The 16,317-nt window shown below is 62.5% G+C and carries 17 protein-coding genes; 3 read left to right on the forward strand and 14 right to left on the reverse strand.

Annotated elements, in window-relative coordinates:
* Nucleotides 1-57 precede the first annotated feature (57 nt).
* The 6 genes from B0G83_RS13575 to rpsP all read right to left on the reverse strand — a co-directional run bounded on the left by B0G83_RS13575 (nucleotide 58) and on the right by rpsP (nucleotide 4,365).
* Nucleotides 58-996 (reverse strand): CobD/CbiB family protein, encoded by a 939-nt coding sequence (locus B0G83_RS13575; protein ID WP_105507915.1) that lies wholly within the window; start codon nucleotides 994-996, stop codon nucleotides 58-60.
* 115 nt (nucleotides 997-1,111) lie between these two features.
* Complete coding sequence (locus B0G83_RS13580; protein WP_105507916.1) at nucleotides 1,112-1,837, reverse strand: CoA pyrophosphatase; 726 nt, start codon at nucleotides 1,835-1,837, stop codon at nucleotides 1,112-1,114.
* A gap of 97 nt (nucleotides 1,838-1,934) precedes the next feature.
* Nucleotides 1,935-2,315: a 50S ribosomal protein L19 gene (gene rplS, locus B0G83_RS13585; RefSeq protein WP_105507917.1), complete on the reverse strand. Its 381-nt coding sequence runs from the start codon at nucleotides 2,313-2,315 to the stop codon at nucleotides 1,935-1,937.
* 156 nt (nucleotides 2,316-2,471) lie between these two features.
* Nucleotides 2,472-3,239 (reverse strand): tRNA (guanosine(37)-N1)-methyltransferase TrmD, encoded by a 768-nt coding sequence (gene trmD / locus B0G83_RS13590; protein ID WP_105507918.1) that lies wholly within the window; start codon nucleotides 3,237-3,239, stop codon nucleotides 2,472-2,474.
* Nucleotides 3,240-3,264: 25 nt separating this feature from the next.
* Entirely contained in the window at nucleotides 3,265-3,990 is a 726-nt protein-coding gene (gene rimM / locus B0G83_RS13595) for a ribosome maturation factor RimM (RefSeq protein ID WP_105507919.1), read from the reverse strand.
* A 120-nt stretch (nucleotides 3,991-4,110) separates the two neighbouring features.
* Complete coding sequence (gene rpsP / locus B0G83_RS13600) at nucleotides 4,111-4,365, reverse strand: 30S ribosomal protein S16 (RefSeq protein WP_006050280.1); 255 nt, start codon at nucleotides 4,363-4,365, stop codon at nucleotides 4,111-4,113.
* Nucleotides 4,366-4,537: 172 nt separating this feature from the next.
* On the opposite strand from rpsP, the gene B0G83_RS13605 reads away from it, so the two are divergent.
* Together B0G83_RS13605 and B0G83_RS13610 are read left to right on the forward strand one after the other, a co-directional pair.
* The gene (locus B0G83_RS13605; RefSeq protein ID WP_105507920.1) at nucleotides 4,538-5,731 is read left to right on the forward strand and encodes a sorbosone dehydrogenase family protein; all 1,194 of its coding nucleotides are present in this window, start codon (nucleotides 4,538-4,540) and stop codon (nucleotides 5,729-5,731) included.
* 299 nt (nucleotides 5,732-6,030) lie between these two features.
* On the forward strand, nucleotides 6,031-6,498 hold the full coding sequence (locus B0G83_RS13610) for an NINE protein (RefSeq protein WP_105507921.1): 468 nt from the start codon (nucleotides 6,031-6,033) through the stop codon (nucleotides 6,496-6,498).
* A 23-nt stretch (nucleotides 6,499-6,521) separates the two neighbouring features.
* Here B0G83_RS13610 and B0G83_RS13615 read toward each other — a convergent pair whose 3' ends face one another.
* Nucleotides 6,522-7,682: a PA0069 family radical SAM protein gene (locus tag B0G83_RS13615; protein WP_105507922.1), complete on the reverse strand. Its 1,161-nt coding sequence runs from the start codon at nucleotides 7,680-7,682 to the stop codon at nucleotides 6,522-6,524.
* A gap of 140 nt (nucleotides 7,683-7,822) precedes the next feature.
* Nucleotides 7,823-8,311, reverse strand: a complete 489-nt coding sequence (locus tag B0G83_RS13620; protein ID WP_035547518.1) for an Lrp/AsnC ligand binding domain-containing protein — start codon at nucleotides 8,309-8,311, stop codon at nucleotides 7,823-7,825.
* Nucleotides 8,312-8,479: 168 nt separating this feature from the next.
* Here B0G83_RS13620 and B0G83_RS13625 point away from each other — a divergent pair, with 168 nt between their 5' ends.
* Entirely contained in the window at nucleotides 8,480-9,766 is a 1,287-nt protein-coding gene (locus tag B0G83_RS13625) for a D-amino acid dehydrogenase (RefSeq protein WP_105507923.1), read from the forward strand.
* A gap of 134 nt (nucleotides 9,767-9,900) precedes the next feature.
* On the opposite strand, the gene B0G83_RS13630 is transcribed toward B0G83_RS13625, so the two are convergent.
* The 6 genes from B0G83_RS13630 to B0G83_RS13655 form a co-directional block, all read right to left on the reverse strand.
* Nucleotides 9,901-11,691 (reverse strand): acyl-CoA dehydrogenase, encoded by a 1,791-nt coding sequence (locus B0G83_RS13630; protein WP_105507924.1) that lies wholly within the window; start codon nucleotides 11,689-11,691, stop codon nucleotides 9,901-9,903.
* Nucleotides 11,692-11,793: 102 nt separating this feature from the next.
* The gene (locus tag B0G83_RS13635; protein WP_105507925.1) at nucleotides 11,794-12,729 is read right to left on the reverse strand and encodes an electron transfer flavoprotein subunit alpha/FixB family protein; all 936 of its coding nucleotides are present in this window, start codon (nucleotides 12,727-12,729) and stop codon (nucleotides 11,794-11,796) included.
* A 22-nt stretch (nucleotides 12,730-12,751) separates the two neighbouring features.
* Nucleotides 12,752-13,501, reverse strand: coding sequence for an electron transfer flavoprotein subunit beta/FixA family protein (locus tag B0G83_RS13640; protein WP_105507926.1), 750 nt, complete (start codon nucleotides 13,499-13,501; stop codon nucleotides 12,752-12,754).
* Between the two features lie 251 nt (nucleotides 13,502-13,752).
* Nucleotides 13,753-14,550, reverse strand: a complete 798-nt coding sequence (locus B0G83_RS13645; protein ID WP_105507927.1) for a MetQ/NlpA family ABC transporter substrate-binding protein — start codon at nucleotides 14,548-14,550, stop codon at nucleotides 13,753-13,755.
* A 32-nt stretch (nucleotides 14,551-14,582) separates the two neighbouring features.
* Complete coding sequence (locus tag B0G83_RS13650) at nucleotides 14,583-15,236, reverse strand: methionine ABC transporter permease (protein WP_105507928.1); 654 nt, start codon at nucleotides 15,234-15,236, stop codon at nucleotides 14,583-14,585.
* Nucleotides 15,226-16,260 carry a methionine ABC transporter ATP-binding protein gene (locus B0G83_RS13655; protein ID WP_105507929.1) on the reverse strand — a complete coding sequence of 345 codons (1,035 nt, stop codon included), beginning with the start codon at nucleotides 16,258-16,260 and terminating at the stop codon, nucleotides 15,226-15,228. Before B0G83_RS13655 ends, B0G83_RS13650 begins: the two co-directional genes overlap by 11 nt.
* Nucleotides 16,261-16,317 lie beyond the last annotated feature (57 nt).

A 16,317-nucleotide genomic window follows, 5' to 3' on the forward strand; every position in this document is an offset into this window, starting at 1 on the left:
TTGCCCTGCGCTGTCCTGCGCGACGCTGGTCTTGGCTTGCGTGACCTTGGTCGAGTCTTAAGCCACCCACACCGCGATCGTCAGCATCAGCAACAGAATCATCCACAGCACGACCGCGCGCCAAACCAACCCCACCGCCGATTGCAGCGTGCGCGGCGTGCAGTCGTCGCCGACCTGCATCGGACCGCCGTCGCCGGTAGTCAGCGCGTCGAGACTGGACGGCTCCGCCAGCGGCCCGCTCAGGCGTGCGCCCAATGCACCGCTGCCTGCGGCGAGTAACACGCCGTCGTTAGCATCCGGCCACTGACGCGCATGATTGCGCCATGCATAAATCGCGTCTTCGAAATTGCCGACAATCGCAAAGCCAAGCGACGTCAGCCGCGCCGGCACCCAGTCGATCACGAAAAACGCGCGCTGCGCAAAGCTCGAAAATGCCACCGTCCGATCGTCGACCGGCCGCGCCCACGTGCGGGCCAGGTATTCAGCGATGCGATACAGCACCGCGCCCGCCGGGCCTACCGGAATCAGGAACCAGAAGAACACCCCGAAGACGTGACGATGCGACGCGACCACCGCATGAATCAGCGTGTGACGCACGATTTCGCTGACGGGCATGTCCACGGTATCGAGCCCGGTCCATTCATTCAGGATTTCGCGCGCGCGGGGCACATCGTCGTTATTCAACGCGAGGTGAATGTCGGTGAAGTAATGGCTGAACTGCCGGAAACCAAGCGTGAAATACAGCACCGCGACGTTCCACAGGAACGCGAGCGCAAAATGAATGTGATAAAGCACGTAGTAGACGAGCGCGACGGCCAGCGTCCACGGCACCACCACCACGAGCCAGGCGAGCAAACCATGCTTGGGCTTACCGGCATCGAATCCGTGCGCCGCCGACTCCGCATGGTATTGAAGCAGCGCGGACACCGGATTGTTCGGCGACAGCGCGCGCACCTGTTCAATGATCAGAGCCAGCAATACGGAGAAAAAAGTCATGCGATGCGCCGTGCTTTTCGAGTTTTTACGATTGTTTTATAACGATAGCACAGGGTCGGATGCCACTGAGCGCGGACGTTGACAAACACCCAACAAGTGCACACCCCGCGGCGATTCAAGCCGCGAGAAAGCGATAAAAATTGCGCAGCATGGCCGCCGTCGCGCCCCAGATGAAATGGTGGCCCCCAACCGGATTGCCGCGCTCGTCGCCCGCCTCCGCCGGCACCGATCCGGCACGCGGATACGGCATCGCGAAGAAACGACGCTCACCGCCTTCGTAGCGAAAGATACGCTCTTCGTGATTCGCCGGGTCCATCAGAAAGGCAAGCGGCACCTCGAAGACTTCGGCGACTTCGAGCGCGTCCGCTTTCAACGCGAACGGCGGATGCACCAGACCGATGACCGGCGTCACGCGAAATCCGGTGCCCGTCAGATAGTCGGGCAAGGCACCGAGAATTTCAACACGCGACGGCGCAAGACCGACCTCCTCCTGCGCTTCACGCAGTGCGGTGGCGGTAGCGTCGGCGTCGAAAGGTTCGTGACGGCCGCCCGGGAAACTCACCTGGCCGGCGTGGTCGTTCAGATGGTCGGCGCGCTGGGTCAACAGCACGGTGAGGCCGTGCTCGCGAACCACCAGCGGCACCAGCACCGCGGCCACCCGCGGATCGACGTGAGTATCGCGCCAGGGCGCTTCGATAATCGGCTCGGGCGCCCACGAAAGACGCTGCTCGAACCGTGCGCGCAAGCCATCGGGCGTGAGACGCCCGCCGGCCACCGGCGGCAGATCGGCGCCTGTCGCGACGACAGGCAAGGTTTCGGGCTCAAAGACGGGGCGGATCAACGGGTCTCTCGAATAGGCGGAAGGGGACGTGCCGCTATTTTGACCTGGCAAACAAAAAAGCACCCGCGAGGGGTGCTTTTTCTTACAGCATTTACGCTTAGGAAGCAGCGCGGTCTTTCGAGACCAGCTTTTCCTTGATCCGAGCCGACTTGCCCGAACGGTCGCGCAGGTAGTACAGCTTCGCACGACGCACATCGCCACGACGCTTCACGACGATGCTTGCCAGCAGCGGCGAGTACGTCTGGAACGTACGCTCGACGCCTTCGCCCGACGAAATCTTACGGACGATGAACGACGAATTCAGACCACGGTTACGCTTGGCGATCACGACGCCTTCGTAAGCCTGAACACGCTTACGCGTACCTTCGACCACGTTCACGCTGACGATCACCGTATCGCCGGGGGCGAATGCGGGGATAGTCTTTTCGCCGAGGGCGCGGCCAATTTCTTCCTGCTCGAGAATTGCGATCAGATTCATTACTGACTCCTAGATCCATCTTGTCGGCGTTCGTACCTGCCTTGCGCTAAGTTGCCTATTGCGCTTGGCTACGGCCCCGATAGAGGATGGGTTCACATCTGGCGCCGTACACGCATGTGCGGCGCCGCCTGGTGTCCGCTCGAAAGACCGAGGGCTTTACGCCTTCGACTCTTCTTTCGCGAGACTCGTAAGCCATGCCTCGTCGGCACGGCTCAACATCTTGTTCTTTCTGGCCGCCACGATCAGATCGGGCCGCTTGTTCCGCGTGTTGCGCAACGCTTCGCGCCGACGCCACGCCTCGATTTCCGCATGATGGCCGCCGAGCAGCACATCGGGTACACGCACGCCGTCGTATTCTTCGGGACGCGTGTAATGCGGACAATCCAGTAGCACATTGACGAAACTGTCCTGCACCGCCGATTGCGAGTCGTTGAGCACGCCGGGCAACTGACGCACCACGGCATCCATCAATGCCATGGCGGGCAATTCGCCACCCGACAGCACGAAGTCGCCAAGGCTGACTTCTTCGTCGACGACACGGTCGAGCAAACGCTGGTCGATCGCTTCATACCGCCCGCACAGCAGGATCAGGCCGGGCTCGGCAGCGAACTGCATGACACGGTCGTGATTCAGCGTAGCGCCTTGCGGTGACATCATCACGACACGCGGTGCGCCAATACCCTGCGCCGCCTGCGCAGCTTTCGCGGCGCCGATCGCATCTTCGAGCGGTTTGGCCAGCATAACCATGCCGGGTCCGCCGCCGTACGGGCGATCGTCGATGGTGCGGTAGTTGTCGGTCGTGAAATCGCGAGGATTCCACGTACGCAACCCGTATCGCTCCTGCTTCGCCGCCCGGCTGGTGATACCCCAATCGGTCAGCGCGCGAAACATGTCGGGAAAGAGCGTAACGACATCGAACTGCATCGCTCTCTCCGTTCAGCGAATGAATTTAGTAATCAGCTTCCCAGTCGACGGTAATTTGCTTTGCCGTCTGGTCCACTGTTTTGACAAAGACGCCGACGAACGGGATCAAACGTTCACCGGTAACCGGCTTGCCGCTTTTGTCGGTAGCCGGGTATTCGATACGCAACACCGAGTGCGCACCGTTGTCGATCATGTCTGCAACCTTGCCGAGGTGGACCCCGGCAACGTTCACCACGTCCAGGCCGAGCAGGTCGACCCAGTAGAATTCGTCGGCTTCGAGAGCCGGAAATTCGCTGCGGCTGATATAGATGCGAGTACCGCGCATTGCCAGCGCCGCGTCGCGATCAGCGACACCGCCCAATTGGGCAACCACGCTATCGCTATGCGTTTTCGCCTGTAACGACGGCGCCGATTTGCGCTCATGGCCTTGCATCAGCCACCAGCGCTTCGCGCTTAGCAAAGCATCGCCGCCATGCCCGGCATCCGCGTGAGCGGCTACCTTGACCCAGCCTTTGAGGCCGTAGGCATCGACGATCTTGCCAACCTCGACCACATCGGCCGGCCAGCTTTCCGCCGTTTCCGGGCGCATTGCTGCAGCACCTGAAACAACGGGTACGACATCGGCTTTCGCCTTGCCTTCGGCTTTTTCGACCGGCTTGCGGACGAATGCACCGAACGGCGCCTGACCAGACGTCTTGGCGCGCGAAGGTGCCTTGGCGCGACCTGAACTGCCGGAATCACGCTCAGACATGATTGAACCTCGCTGCTAACTTCGACGCCTGTTTCAGCAAAACACTTTGCGCATCGGACTGCTCACGCAGGTAGCGCGAGCCGCCGGCCGAACCGACGACGACACACATGCTAGCTACCATTAAGCAGCCGGCTGCGCCTTTTGCGCTTCTTTCACGAGACGCTCGACGGTCGGCGACAGTTGCGCGCCAACACCTTGCCAGTACGTCAGGCGATCTTGAGCGATACGCAGCGATTCACCCTTCGTAGCGACCGGGTTGTAGAAACCAACGCGCTCGATGAAGCGGCCGTCACGACGGTTACGCGAATCGGTTGCGACGATGTTGTAGAACGGGCGCTTCTTGGAGCCGCCACGAGCCAAGCGGATGATGACCATACTAGAATCCTTGAAAACCGGGGTTCGGAACGACTGAAACACGCGATTATAGCGGGAAACCGACGCCATAACAAACACTTACGGGGATAAACTGAGGAACGAGGTGGCGTCGCCCATCAGGAAACGGGCCTCGGACCCCGCTGAAACGCCCGAATTACCTGACGGAGCGCCTGTGAAACTCCCGCCGCCGATTGCCTTTTTGCCCGCATTTTTCGCGGTTCGCGCGTGGTTTGCCGGTTTGGCGCGCGCCCTGCATTATCGACGCGCCGTGCAGGCAGTGGCAGGCGCCTTACTCGCCGGGCAGGCCCTCACCGCCGTCGCCGCGTTACCGGTCGAGCGGATCAAACTGCCGCCGGGCTTCCGCATCGAGGTTCTGTCGGACGCGGTGCCGAGCGCGCGGGCCATGGCGCTGTCGCCGCAAGGCATTCTTTATATAGGCAGCCTCGACGGCCACGTCTACGCGCTCGAATTACAGAACGGTCACGTGACGGCCCGGCATGTGATCGCTTCAGGCCTGGAAATGCCGGCGGGCGTGGCCTGGCGGGACGGCGCGCTGTATGTGTCCGCGGTGTCGAAAATCTTGCGCTACGACGCGATCGACAGTCATCTGAACGATCCGCCCAAGCCAGTGGCGATCACCGACTCCCTGCCGACGGAAACGCATCACGGCTGGAAATTCATCGCGTTCGGGCCGGACGGCAAGCTGTATGTGCCGCAGGGCGCGCCGTGCAACGTGTGCCTGAAGGATCGCGACCGGTATGGGCTCATCGGTCGCATGGACCCGGACGGCAGCCATTACGAGGTCATCGCGCGCGGCATACGCAACTCGGTCGGCTTCGCATGGCATCCTGCGACGCATGAACTGTGGTTCACCGACAACGGTCGCGACCTGCTAGGCGACGATGTCCCGGACGACAAGTTGAACCGCGCGCCGCGCGTCGGCATGGACTTCGGCTTTCCTTATTGCCATGGCGGCGACACGCCCGACCCCGAATTCGGCAAAGACCATCCTTGCAGCGCGTTCACGCCACCGGTGGTCAAACTGGGCGCGCATGTCGCTTCGCTCGGCATGCGCTTCTATAACGGTGCGATGTTTCCCGCCGAGTATCGGAACAACATTTTCATTGCCGAGCACGGTTCGTGGAATCGCAGCAAGAAGGTCGGTTACCGCGTCGTTCGGGTGATCACCGACCCGGACGGCCGCAACGCTCACCAGGAAGTCTTCGCCGAAGGCTGGCTGCAGCCCGGCGAAACGGTCTGGGGACGCCCGGCCGACGTATTGCCGATGCCCGACGGCTCGCTCCTGATCAGCGACGATTACGCCGGCGCGATTTATCGGGTGACCTATTCAGGGCCGGGGTCCTGAACCATGCGACGCCGACGAACGCACAAAGCCGGCTGAAACGCTGTCCGCAGTCGCCGCGCGACTCCCCTACCGTAGACAAGGCCGCCCCAAACCGGCGCTAACGGCCGGCAACACAGCCAGCCCCCGCCAACACCGTCAACACCCGCCGTTGCCCGCGGCATTGCAAGCGCGACCGCCAGCCACGTGACCGCCGCCACCGCGCGGGCGTAGAATGCGCGTCGGTCCACGCCCTTCGGCGCGCTGCACCTTTCGACTGCCGGCCACCGTTCGCCACCGCCCGCCACTCTAACCTCGCCTACATGTCCACCCTCGCTTCGGCTTCCCCGCGTTTCAGATCCAAAACGATTACCGCCGCGCTGGCCTTCTTCTTCGGCAGCCTCGGCGCCCACCGCTTCTATCTTCATGGCACGCGCGACATCTACGGCTGGGCCCATCTGATCGGTACGCTGATTGGCATTCCAGGCGTCATGCTGGTGGTGGCAAGCGAGCGCGCATCAATGCTGGGCTGGGTGCTGGCGTTTTTCGGCGCCGTTTCGCTGCTCTCCGCGTTTCTCGCCGCGATCGTCTACGGGCTGCGGCCGGATGAAAAGTGGGACGCGCAATTCAACGCGCAAACCCAGCGTCAAAGCCGCTCCGGTTGGACGGTAATCTTCATCGTGATCTTCTCGCTGCTGATCGGCGCATTTCTGCTGATGACCGGTCTCGCCATCTCATTCCAGACCTATTTCGAAGGCCAGGTGCAGGCGGCCAAGGCGCTATCCCAGTAATCGCCCTTCGGTCGCGCGCGGCGCTAGAAAAGATCCAATTGAGGATTGTCGCGCGCTGACGGTTCAGCACGCATCGGCGCGACCGGCCGGAAGTGCGACATATCCAGAATGCCGTGGTCGCGCCGGTTGAGTCCCAAGCGACGCACGGCCTTGTGGAACCGCTGCTTGAGCAGATCCGCCCACAAGCCCTCGCCCTTCATGCGGGAGGCGAAATTCGCGTCGTAATCCTTGCCGCCGCGCATATCGCGCACGCGGCTCATGACCCGGTCGGCGCGATCGGGGAAATGCGCCGCGAGCCAGTCCTTGAATAGCGGCGCAACCTCCCACGGCAGACGCAACACGATATAGCTCGCGTTGCTTGCGCCCGCTTCCGTACAAGCCTCCAGGACACGCTCCATATCCGGCTCCGTGACGAACGGAATGACCGGCGCAATGCTCACGCCCACCGGAATGCCCGCCTCGCTCAACGTCCGGATGGCGCGCAGCCGCCGCGACGGCGTGGCCGCGCGAGGTTCGAGCGTGCGTGCGATCTGCGGGTCCAATGTGGTGATGGTAATAGCGGCCATGAATTGGCCGCGCGCCGCCATGGGCGCGAGCAGATCGATATCGCGTTCGATCAGCGACGATTTGGTGATCGCCGCAAACGGATGGTTACGCTCGCTGAGCACCTCGATTACCCGGCGCGTGATGCGCAGATCACGCTCGACGGGCTGCCACGCGTCCGTATTCACGCCGAGCGCGATCGGCTCCGGCACGTAGGATTTCCTCGACAATTCCCGTTCGAGCAGTTCCGGCGCGTTGATCTTCGCGTAGATCCGGCTTTCGAAATCGAGCCCCGGCGACAAGCCCAGATAACTATGTGTAGGCCGCGCGAAACAGTAGATGCAGCCATGCTCGCAACCCCGATACGGGTTCAGCGACACGCTGAACGGAATATCCGGCGACGCATTGCGCGTGAGGATGGTTTTGGCACGCTCCTCGAACACCTGCGTGCGCAATATCTTGGGCTCGCCGTCGTCGTCTTCCGAGACCGAAACCGATAGCCAGCCGTCGTCGACGGCTTCGCGCTGGTCGACTTCGTAGCGGCCTTGCAGATTCGTCACCGCGCCGCGCCCTTTGCGGGGCGCCGGCGGGGCGACCGGAAATTCAGGAACGGAGTCGAAGTCGGGATTGGATTGGGTCACGGCTGAAGAGCACGCAGAACGCAGGGCGGGTCAAAACAGAAACGGCGCAAAACACCTGTATGAATATACAGTGTTTACGCCGTTTGTCGAGTACCGCCAGCCGTACAAGAAATGCCTTAGCCGCCCGCCTTGACTTCCCGCTAATCCCCCACCGCGATCGTCAGCGTTTCCTTGATCTCTTCCATCACCACGTAGCTCTTCGACTGCACCGCGCCGGGCAACTGCAACAGAATGTCCCCCAGCAGTTTGCGGTAATCGGCCATCTCGCCGATGCGCGCCTTGATCAGATAGTCGAAATCGCCCGATACGAGATGGCATTCCAGCACCTCTGGAATCTTCTGCACCTCGCGGCGGAACTGGTCGAACATGTTGCCGCTTTTGTGATCGAGCGTGATCTCCACGAACACCAGCAGCGCCGCGCCCAGTTCAGCCGGATTCACGCGCGCGTGATAGCCGGTGATCACGCCGTCGCGCTCCATCCGCTTGACCCGCTCAATGCACGGTGTAACCGACAACCCGACCTGCTCGGCGAGGTCTTTCATGGCCATCCGGCCGTCCTGCTGCAGCAGGCGCAGGATCTTGTGATCGAGTTTGTCGAGGGACCGGACCGGTTGGCGCTGTGTACGCATGGTGTATTTGCTGAAAATCTTGAAAATACAATAACAAAACCTACCTGACTGTTAATAGTATAGCGGTTAACACTGGGCGACCCGCGTTGCACCTCGTGAATCGAACGAATGCCAACGAATCGACGCACGCGGCGCCCATTCAACCTCTATTGAACAGTCGGAGCAGTTATGCGAGTCGTCGTTTTGGGCAGTGGCGTCGTCGGGGTGACGAGCGCGTATTACCTGGCGCGCGCGGGTCACGAAGTGACCGTGATCGATCGCGAGGCCGGCCCGGCGCTCGAAACCAGCTTTGCCAACGCCGGCCAGATCTCGCCGGGCTACGCGTCGCCGTGGGCCGCGCCTGGCGTGCCGCTGAAGGCCGTCAAATGGATGTTCCAGAAGCACGCGCCGCTGGCGATCCGCCTCGACGGCACGCAGTTCCAATTGCAGTGGATGTGGCAAATGCTGCAGAACTGCACGTCGTCGCGTTATGCGGTGAACAAAGGCCGCATGGTGCGCCTCGCCGAATACAGCCGCGACTGCCTGCAGGCGCTGCGCGCCGAAACGGGCATCCAGTACGAAGGCCGTACCGGCGGCACGCTGCAAGTGTTCCGCACGCAGCAGCAGTTCGACGGCGCCGCGAAAGACATCGCCGTGCTGCAGGACGCCAACGTGCCGTATGAGCTGCTGTCGGCGGCCGAACTCGCGCAAGCCGAGCCGGCGCTCGCCGCCGTGTCGCACAAGCTGACCGGTGGCCTGCGCCTGCCGGGCGACGAAACCGGCGACTGCCAGATGTTCACCACGCGCCTCGCTGCGCTGGCCGAGCAACTGGGCGTCAAATTTCGCTACAACACGCCGATCGACGCGCTCGCCATGGCCGGCGACCGCATCGCCGGCGTGCAATGCGGCAGCGAACTGGTGCGCGCGGATTCGTTCGTCGTCGCGCTGGGTTCGTACTCGACCCAATTCCTGTCCGGCCTCGTGAAGATTCCGGTCTACCCGCTCAAGGGTTATTCGATCACCGCGCCGATCGTCAACGAAGCGGCCGCACCGATCTCCACCGTGCTCGACGAAACCTACAAGATCGCGATCACGCGTTTCGACGACCGGATTCGCGTCGGCGGTATGGCCGAGATCGTCGGCTTCGACAAATCGCTGCGTCAGGCGCGCCGCGAAACGCTGGAACTGTGCGTGAACGATCTGTTCCCGGGCGGTGGCGACACGTCGAAGGCGAGCTTCTGGACCGGCCTGCGCCCCATGACGCCGGACGGCACGCCGATCGTCGGCCGCACTCCCGTGCCGAATCTGTTCCTGAACACGGGTCACGGCACGCTGGGCTGGACCATGTCGTGCGGTTCGGGTCAGTTGCTGGCCGACGTGATGTCGGGTAAGCAACCGGTCATCAAAGCGGACGATCTGTCGGTGCATCGCTATCTCGGCGAGACCGCCGGCGCGCATCGTCCGGCTTACGCCTGAGGTTTAACCCACGCTTCGCGAGAGCGGTTGCTCTGGTGGGTCGCGAAACTTGCCAGCGCGAAAAAAAAGCGCCCCATGGGGCGCTTTTTTCATGCCGGCGCGTTAAGCGTTATGCCCAACGCGATCAAGCAACATCAGAACTGATCGTCCGACAAAGCCAGCACGCTCTCGCCGCCCTTGGCGCTAACGATCGACGCCTCGAGCGCCGACGCCAGCGGCAACACATGCTCCGCATAGAACTGCGCGGTCGCGATCTTCGCGCCGTAGAACGCCGGATCTTCGTCGCTCTTCTTCGTCGCGGCCAGCAATGCACGCGCCATCTGCCAGCCGCCCAGCACGACGCCCGCCAGCTTCAGATAAGGCACGCTGCCAGCAAACACCGCGTTCGGATCGCCCTTGGTATTGGCCAGCACGTAGTCCACCGCCGAGTTCAACGCGTCGTGGCCTTGCGCCAGATACTTCTTCATCGAGTCGAACGCCGGGCCTGATTGCGCGCCGAGCGCTTCGACCGTGCGCGCCACGTCGCCGAGCAGCGACTTCGCAACCTTGCCGCCGTCACGCAGGGTCTTGCGGCCGATCAGGTCGTTGGCCTGAATCGCCGTCGTGCCCTCGTAGATCGGCAGAATGCGCGCGTCGCGGTAGTACTGCGCCGCGCCGGTTTCTTCAATGAAACCCATGCCACCATGCACCTGCACGCCGAGGCTCGTCACGTCGATGGAAAGCTCCGTGCTCCAGCCCTTCACGATCGGCACGAGAAACTCGTAGATTGCCTGATGCTCGGCGCGCGTCGCGTCGTCGGGATGACGATGCGCGACGTCGCAATGCGCCGCGGCGACATAAGCCAGCGCGCGCGACGCTTCGGTGAGGCCACGCATCGTCGCGAGCATGCGGCGCACGTCCGGATGCTGGATGATCGCGACCGACTGCTTCGCGGAGCCATCTACCGGACGGCTCTGCACGCGATCTTTCGCATACGCGACCGCCTTCTGATACGCGCGATCCGACACGCCGACGCCCTGCATGCCGACCGCGAAACGCGCCGCGTTCATCATGATGAACATGTACTCGAGGCCGCGATTTTCTTCGCCGATCAGATGTCCGATCGCGCCGCCGTGATCGCCGAATTGCAGCACCGCCGTCGGGCTCGCCTTGATGCCGAGCTTGTGCTCGATCGACACGCAATGCACATCATTGCGCTCGCCGAGCGAACCGTCTTCATTGACGAGAAACTTCGGCACGATAAACAGCGAAATGCCCTTCACGCCTTCCGGCGCATTCGGCGTGCGCGCCAGCACGAGATGGGCGATGTTCTTCGCCATGTCGTGCTCGCCCCACGTGATGAAAATCTTCGTGCCGAACAGCTTGAACGACCCGTCACCCTGCGGCTCGGCGCGCGTGCGCACCAGCGCGAGGTCGGAGCCGGCTTGCGGCTCGGTCAGATTCATCGTGCCGGTCCATTCGCCTGAAATCAGCTTGGGCACGTAGGTTTGTTTCTGCGCTTCGGTGCCGGCGGTGAGCAGCGCTTCGATCGCGCCGTCGGTCAGCAGCGGGCACAGCGCGAACGACAGGTTCGACGCATTGAGCATCTCGATGCAAGGCGTGGCGATCAGCTTCGGCAGGCCCTGGCCTTCGTATTCCACCGGATGCTGCAAACCTTGCCAGCCGCCTTCGCCGAACTGGCGAAAGGCGTCCTTGAAGCCGGGCGTCGCGGTGACGACGCCGTCTTTCCAGCTGCTCGGATTGCGATCGCCCTCGACGTTCAGCGGCGCCAGCACTTCGCCGCACAGTTTCGCCGACTCGTCGAGCACGGCCTGGGCCGTGTCGAAGTTAGCGTCTTCGAAGCCCGGCAGCGTCGCGATTTCGTCGAGACCGGCCAGTTCTTTCATCACGAACAGCATGTCCTTGATGGGCGCCGTATAGCTCATTTCAGTTCTCCTCCTGTCTTCGATATAAAAAGGGCGCCGGACTTGATCGGTCCCGCGCCCTTCGCTGTTGCTGCCAGACGCCTTCAGACGGCGCTGCGGTGTTTAACCGAGTTCGCTCACGAACTCCGGCACGACCGTGAACAGATCGCCCACCAGACCGTAATCGGCGACGCTGAAAATCGGCGCTTCCGGATCTTTATTGATCGCGACGATCACCTTCGAGTCTTTCATACCGGCCAGATGCTGGATCGCACCCGAGATGCCGACTGCCACATACAGTTGCGGCGCGACGATCTTGCCGGTCTGGCCGACCTGATAGTCGTTCGGCACGAAGCCCGCGTCGACCGCTGCGCGCGAGGCGCCGAGCGCTGCGTTCAACTTGTCGGCCAGCGGTTCCAGCACCTTGGTGTAGTTCTCGCCGTTGCCGAGACCCCGGCCACCCGAGACGATGATCTTCGCCGACGTCAGTTCAGGACGGTCCAGCTTCGTCACTTCGCGGCTCACGAACTGCGAGACGCCGCTGTCTGCCGCTGCGTCGATCTTCTCGACCGCTGCGCTGCCGCCTTCGGCTGCGACCGGATCGAAACCGGTCGAGCGCACCGTGATGACCTTGATCGGGTCGGCCGATTGCACCGTGGCGATCGCGTTGCCGGCGTAGATCGGACGCTCGAACGTGTCGGCGCTATCTACTGCGGTGATGTCGCTGATCTGCGCGACGTCGAGCTTCGCGGCGATACGCGGCGCGACGTTTTTGCCGTACGCGGTGGCCGGTGCCAGAATGTGCGTGTAGTTCTTCGCGATGGTCAGCACCGTCGCTTCGACGTTTTCCGCGAGACCTGCCTCGAGTTGCGGTGCGTCGGCGAGCAGCACCTTGCTGACGCCGGCGATCTTCGCCGCTGCATCCGCCGCGCCTTGCGCATTGTGACCCGCCACCAGCACGTGAATATCGCCGCCGATCTTCTGCGCGGCGGCAATCGTGTTCAACGTCGCGGCTTTAATCGACGCGCCGTCGTGTTCTGCAATAACCAGATTCGTCATTTCGTCTGTCTCCGCGTTTCTCTTAAAGCACCTTGGCTTCAGTCTTCAGCTTCTCGACCAGCGTCTTCACGTCCGGCACCTTCACACCGGCGGAACGCTTGGGCGGCTCGACGACTTTCAGCGTCTTCAGGCGCGGCGACACGTCAACGCCGAGGTCTTCCGGCTTGATCGTTTCCAGCGGCTTTTTCTTCGCCTTCATGATGTTCGGCAGCGTCACGTAGCGCGGCTCGTTCAGGCGCAGGTCGGTGGTGATCACGGCCGGCAGCGTCAGCGACAGCGTTTCCGCGCCGCCATCCACTTCGCGCGACACCGTCGCTTTACCGTCGGCCACCACCACCTTCGACGCGAACGTTGCTTGCGGCAGATTCGCCAGCGCAGCCAGCATCTGGCCGGTCTGGTTCGAATCGTCGTCGATAGCCTGTTTGCCGAGGATGACCAACTGCGGCTGTTCCTTGTCGACCAGCGCCTTCAGCAGCTTGGCGACCGCCAGCGGCTGCAGTTCTTCAGTCGACTCGATCAGGATCGCGCGATCCGCGCCGATCGCCAGCGCGGTGCGCAGCGTTTCCTGCGATTGCGTCACGCCCGCCGACACGGCGATCACTTCGGTCGCCACGCCCGCTTCGCGCAGACGCACGGCTTCTTCAACCGCGATTTCGTCGAACGGATTCATCGACATCTTCACGTTCGCGATGTCGACACCCGTGCCGTCCGATTTGACTCGAACTTTCACGTTGTAATCGACCACTCTCTTCACTGGCACCAGGATTTTCATGCACACGCTCCAAAGTTACGAATACGTCAACCCAGCGAACATTATAGCGACTGCCCTTGCGGCAGCCGCGTCGCGGGCGCTCTAGCAGGAGGATATCGCTCCTCAGCGGCGTGACGGCAATAACGAACGATCGTTCTATTTTAATCTCGAAAAAACCCGGGTGACAACCCCGGGTCCCGATTCACGACTCTAATTTTGCATTGCCGTCTTGTCTTACTACGTTTGCGCTACTCCGTATGAGGGATGCCGGATCACCACGCGGTGATTACCGACCCGCCAAATTTTGTCGCCACGAACTGCTTCACTTCCGGCGAATGGTACGCGGCGATCAGCTTGGCGACCCACGGCTTGTCCTTGTCTTCCGCGCGGATCGCGATGATGTTCACATACGGACCCTTCGGATCTTCCGCGGCGATCGCGTCCTTTTTGGGGTTCAGACCGGCTTCCATCGCGAAGTTGGTGTTGATCGCAGCGGCGTCCACGTCGTTGAGCGAACGCGGAATCTGCGCGGCATCGAGTTCGACGATCTTCAGCTTGCGCGGATTGTCGACGATGTCGAGCGGCGTCGCCTTCAGGCCGGCATCGGCGCGCAGTTTCAGCAAACCTTGCTTCTGCAGCAACAACAGCGCCCGGCCGCCGTTGGTCGGATCGTTCGGCACGGCGATCTTCGCGCCGGGCTGCAACTCGGCGAGCGTCTTCACTTTCTTCGAATAGATACCCATCGGGTAGGTGACGGTATCGGCGATACGGATCAGCTTATAGCCGCGGTCCCTCACCTGCGCCTGCAAGTACGGGTCGTGCTGGTAGCTGTTCGCGTCCAGATCGCCGGCGGCGAGCGCCGCGTTAGGCTGCACGTAGTCGGCGAATTCGATGATCTTGATGTTCAGACCGTTCTTTGCGGCGACCGTCTTCACGACTTCCATGATCTGCGCGTGCGGGCCGCCGGTGACGCCGACCTTGATCGAGTCTTCGGCGTGAGCCGCACTGGCGGCGAACAGCGACGCGGCGCCGAGCAGGGCGGCGAGCTTGAGAATCAAACGACGTTGCATGATGGACCTTTCCAAACCTGATGATGCTGTTGTTATTTATGGCTCAAACGACGCACGAGCCAATCCCCGAACGACTGCACCAGTTGCACGAAGACGATCAGGATCACCACGACCGTCAACATGACTTCCGGCAGAAACCGCTGATACCCGTAACGAATGCCCAGATCGCCGAGACCGCCGCCGCCGATCGCGCCGGCCATCGCCGAATAGCCGACCAGCGAGACGAACGTGATCGTCAGCCCGGCCACCACGCCCGGCAGCGATTCCGGCAGCAGCACCTTGAAGACGATCTGGCTGGTGGTCGCGCCCATGGCTTGCGCGGCTTCGATCAGCCCGCGGTCGACCTCGCGCAGCGCGGTTTCCACCAGACGCGCGATGAACGGCGCGGCGGCGATCGTTAGCGGCACCACGGCGGCGGCCGTGCCGATCGACGAACCGACGATCAGGCGCGTGAACGGAATCACCGCGACCAGCAGGATGATGAACGGCGTCGAACGCACCGCATTGACGATCACGCCCATCACGCGATTCACCGCGATGTTCTGCAACACACCCTGACGATCGGTCAGGTACAGCAACACGCCGAGCGGCAAACCCACCGCCGCGCCGACCAGTCCGGAAATGCCCACCATCACGAGCGTTTCCCAGAACGACTGGACGAACATATCGAACATTTCACTCAACATACGAAAGCTCCTCCACCACCACACCCTGTTCACGCAGATACGTCAGCGCCTGCGCCACCTTCGTAGGTTCGCCGCCCGCGAGCACCGCGAGCGAGCCGAACGCCTGCCCCTGGATTTCGTCGATCTGGCCGTGCAGGATGTTGAAGTCGAGCTCGTAGCGGCGAATCGTCTCCGACAGGATCGGCTGGTCGACACCCGACCCGGTGAAGGCCAGACGCAGCAAATGGCCGCTGCCGGTCTTCAGGCGTTCGGCGACGCGCGCTTTCATGGCGGGCGGCAGTTCCTGCGCGATCACGTCGCCGATCAAGGCGCGCGTGACTTCGTGATGCGGTTGCAGGAACACGTCGATCACCTTGCCCTCTTCGACCACACGGCCCGCGTCCAGCACCGCGACGCGGTCGCAGACCTGCTTGATCACGTCCATCTGGTGGGTGATCAGCACGATCGTCAGGTTCAGTTCGCGATTGATGCGTTTGAGCAGATCGAGAATCGCGCGGGTCGTTTCGGGGTCGAGCGCGGAGGTCGCTTCGTCGGAGAGCAGCACTTTCGGCTTGCTCGCCAGCGCACGCGCGATGCCGACGCGCTGCTTCTGGCCGCCGCTGATCTGCGCCGGATAGCGGTCTTTCTGCGCCGACAGGCCGACCAGGTCGAGCAGCGGCAGCACGTTCGCTTCGATCTCGGCGCGCTTCATGCCGGCGAGTTCGAGCGGCAGCGCGACGTTCTCGTACACGGTGCGCGACGACAGCAGGTTGAAGTGCTGGAAGATCATGCCGATTTCGCGGCGCGCTTCGCGCAGTTGGGCGGCGGGCAGCGTGGTCAAATCGCGGCCGTTGACGACGATATTGCCTTCGGACGGGCGGGTCAGCAGGTTGAGCGTACGGACGAGCGTGCTCTTGCCCGCCCCGCTACGGCCGATGATGCCGAACACTTCACCCGCCGGAATCGACAGGTTGACGTTGTGCAGCGCCTCGACCCAGCCCCGGGGTCCGGCGAAGCGCTGGGAGATATTGCGTATTTCGATCATGGAAAAACGAAACGGCGGAGTTTGTCTGCGAGCGTTGTGTGCTCCGGACAAGCGGCC

It is taken from the genome of Paraburkholderia sp. BL21I4N1, assembly GCF_002973525.1.
GTDB lineage: Bacteria > Pseudomonadota > Gammaproteobacteria > Burkholderiales > Burkholderiaceae > Paraburkholderia.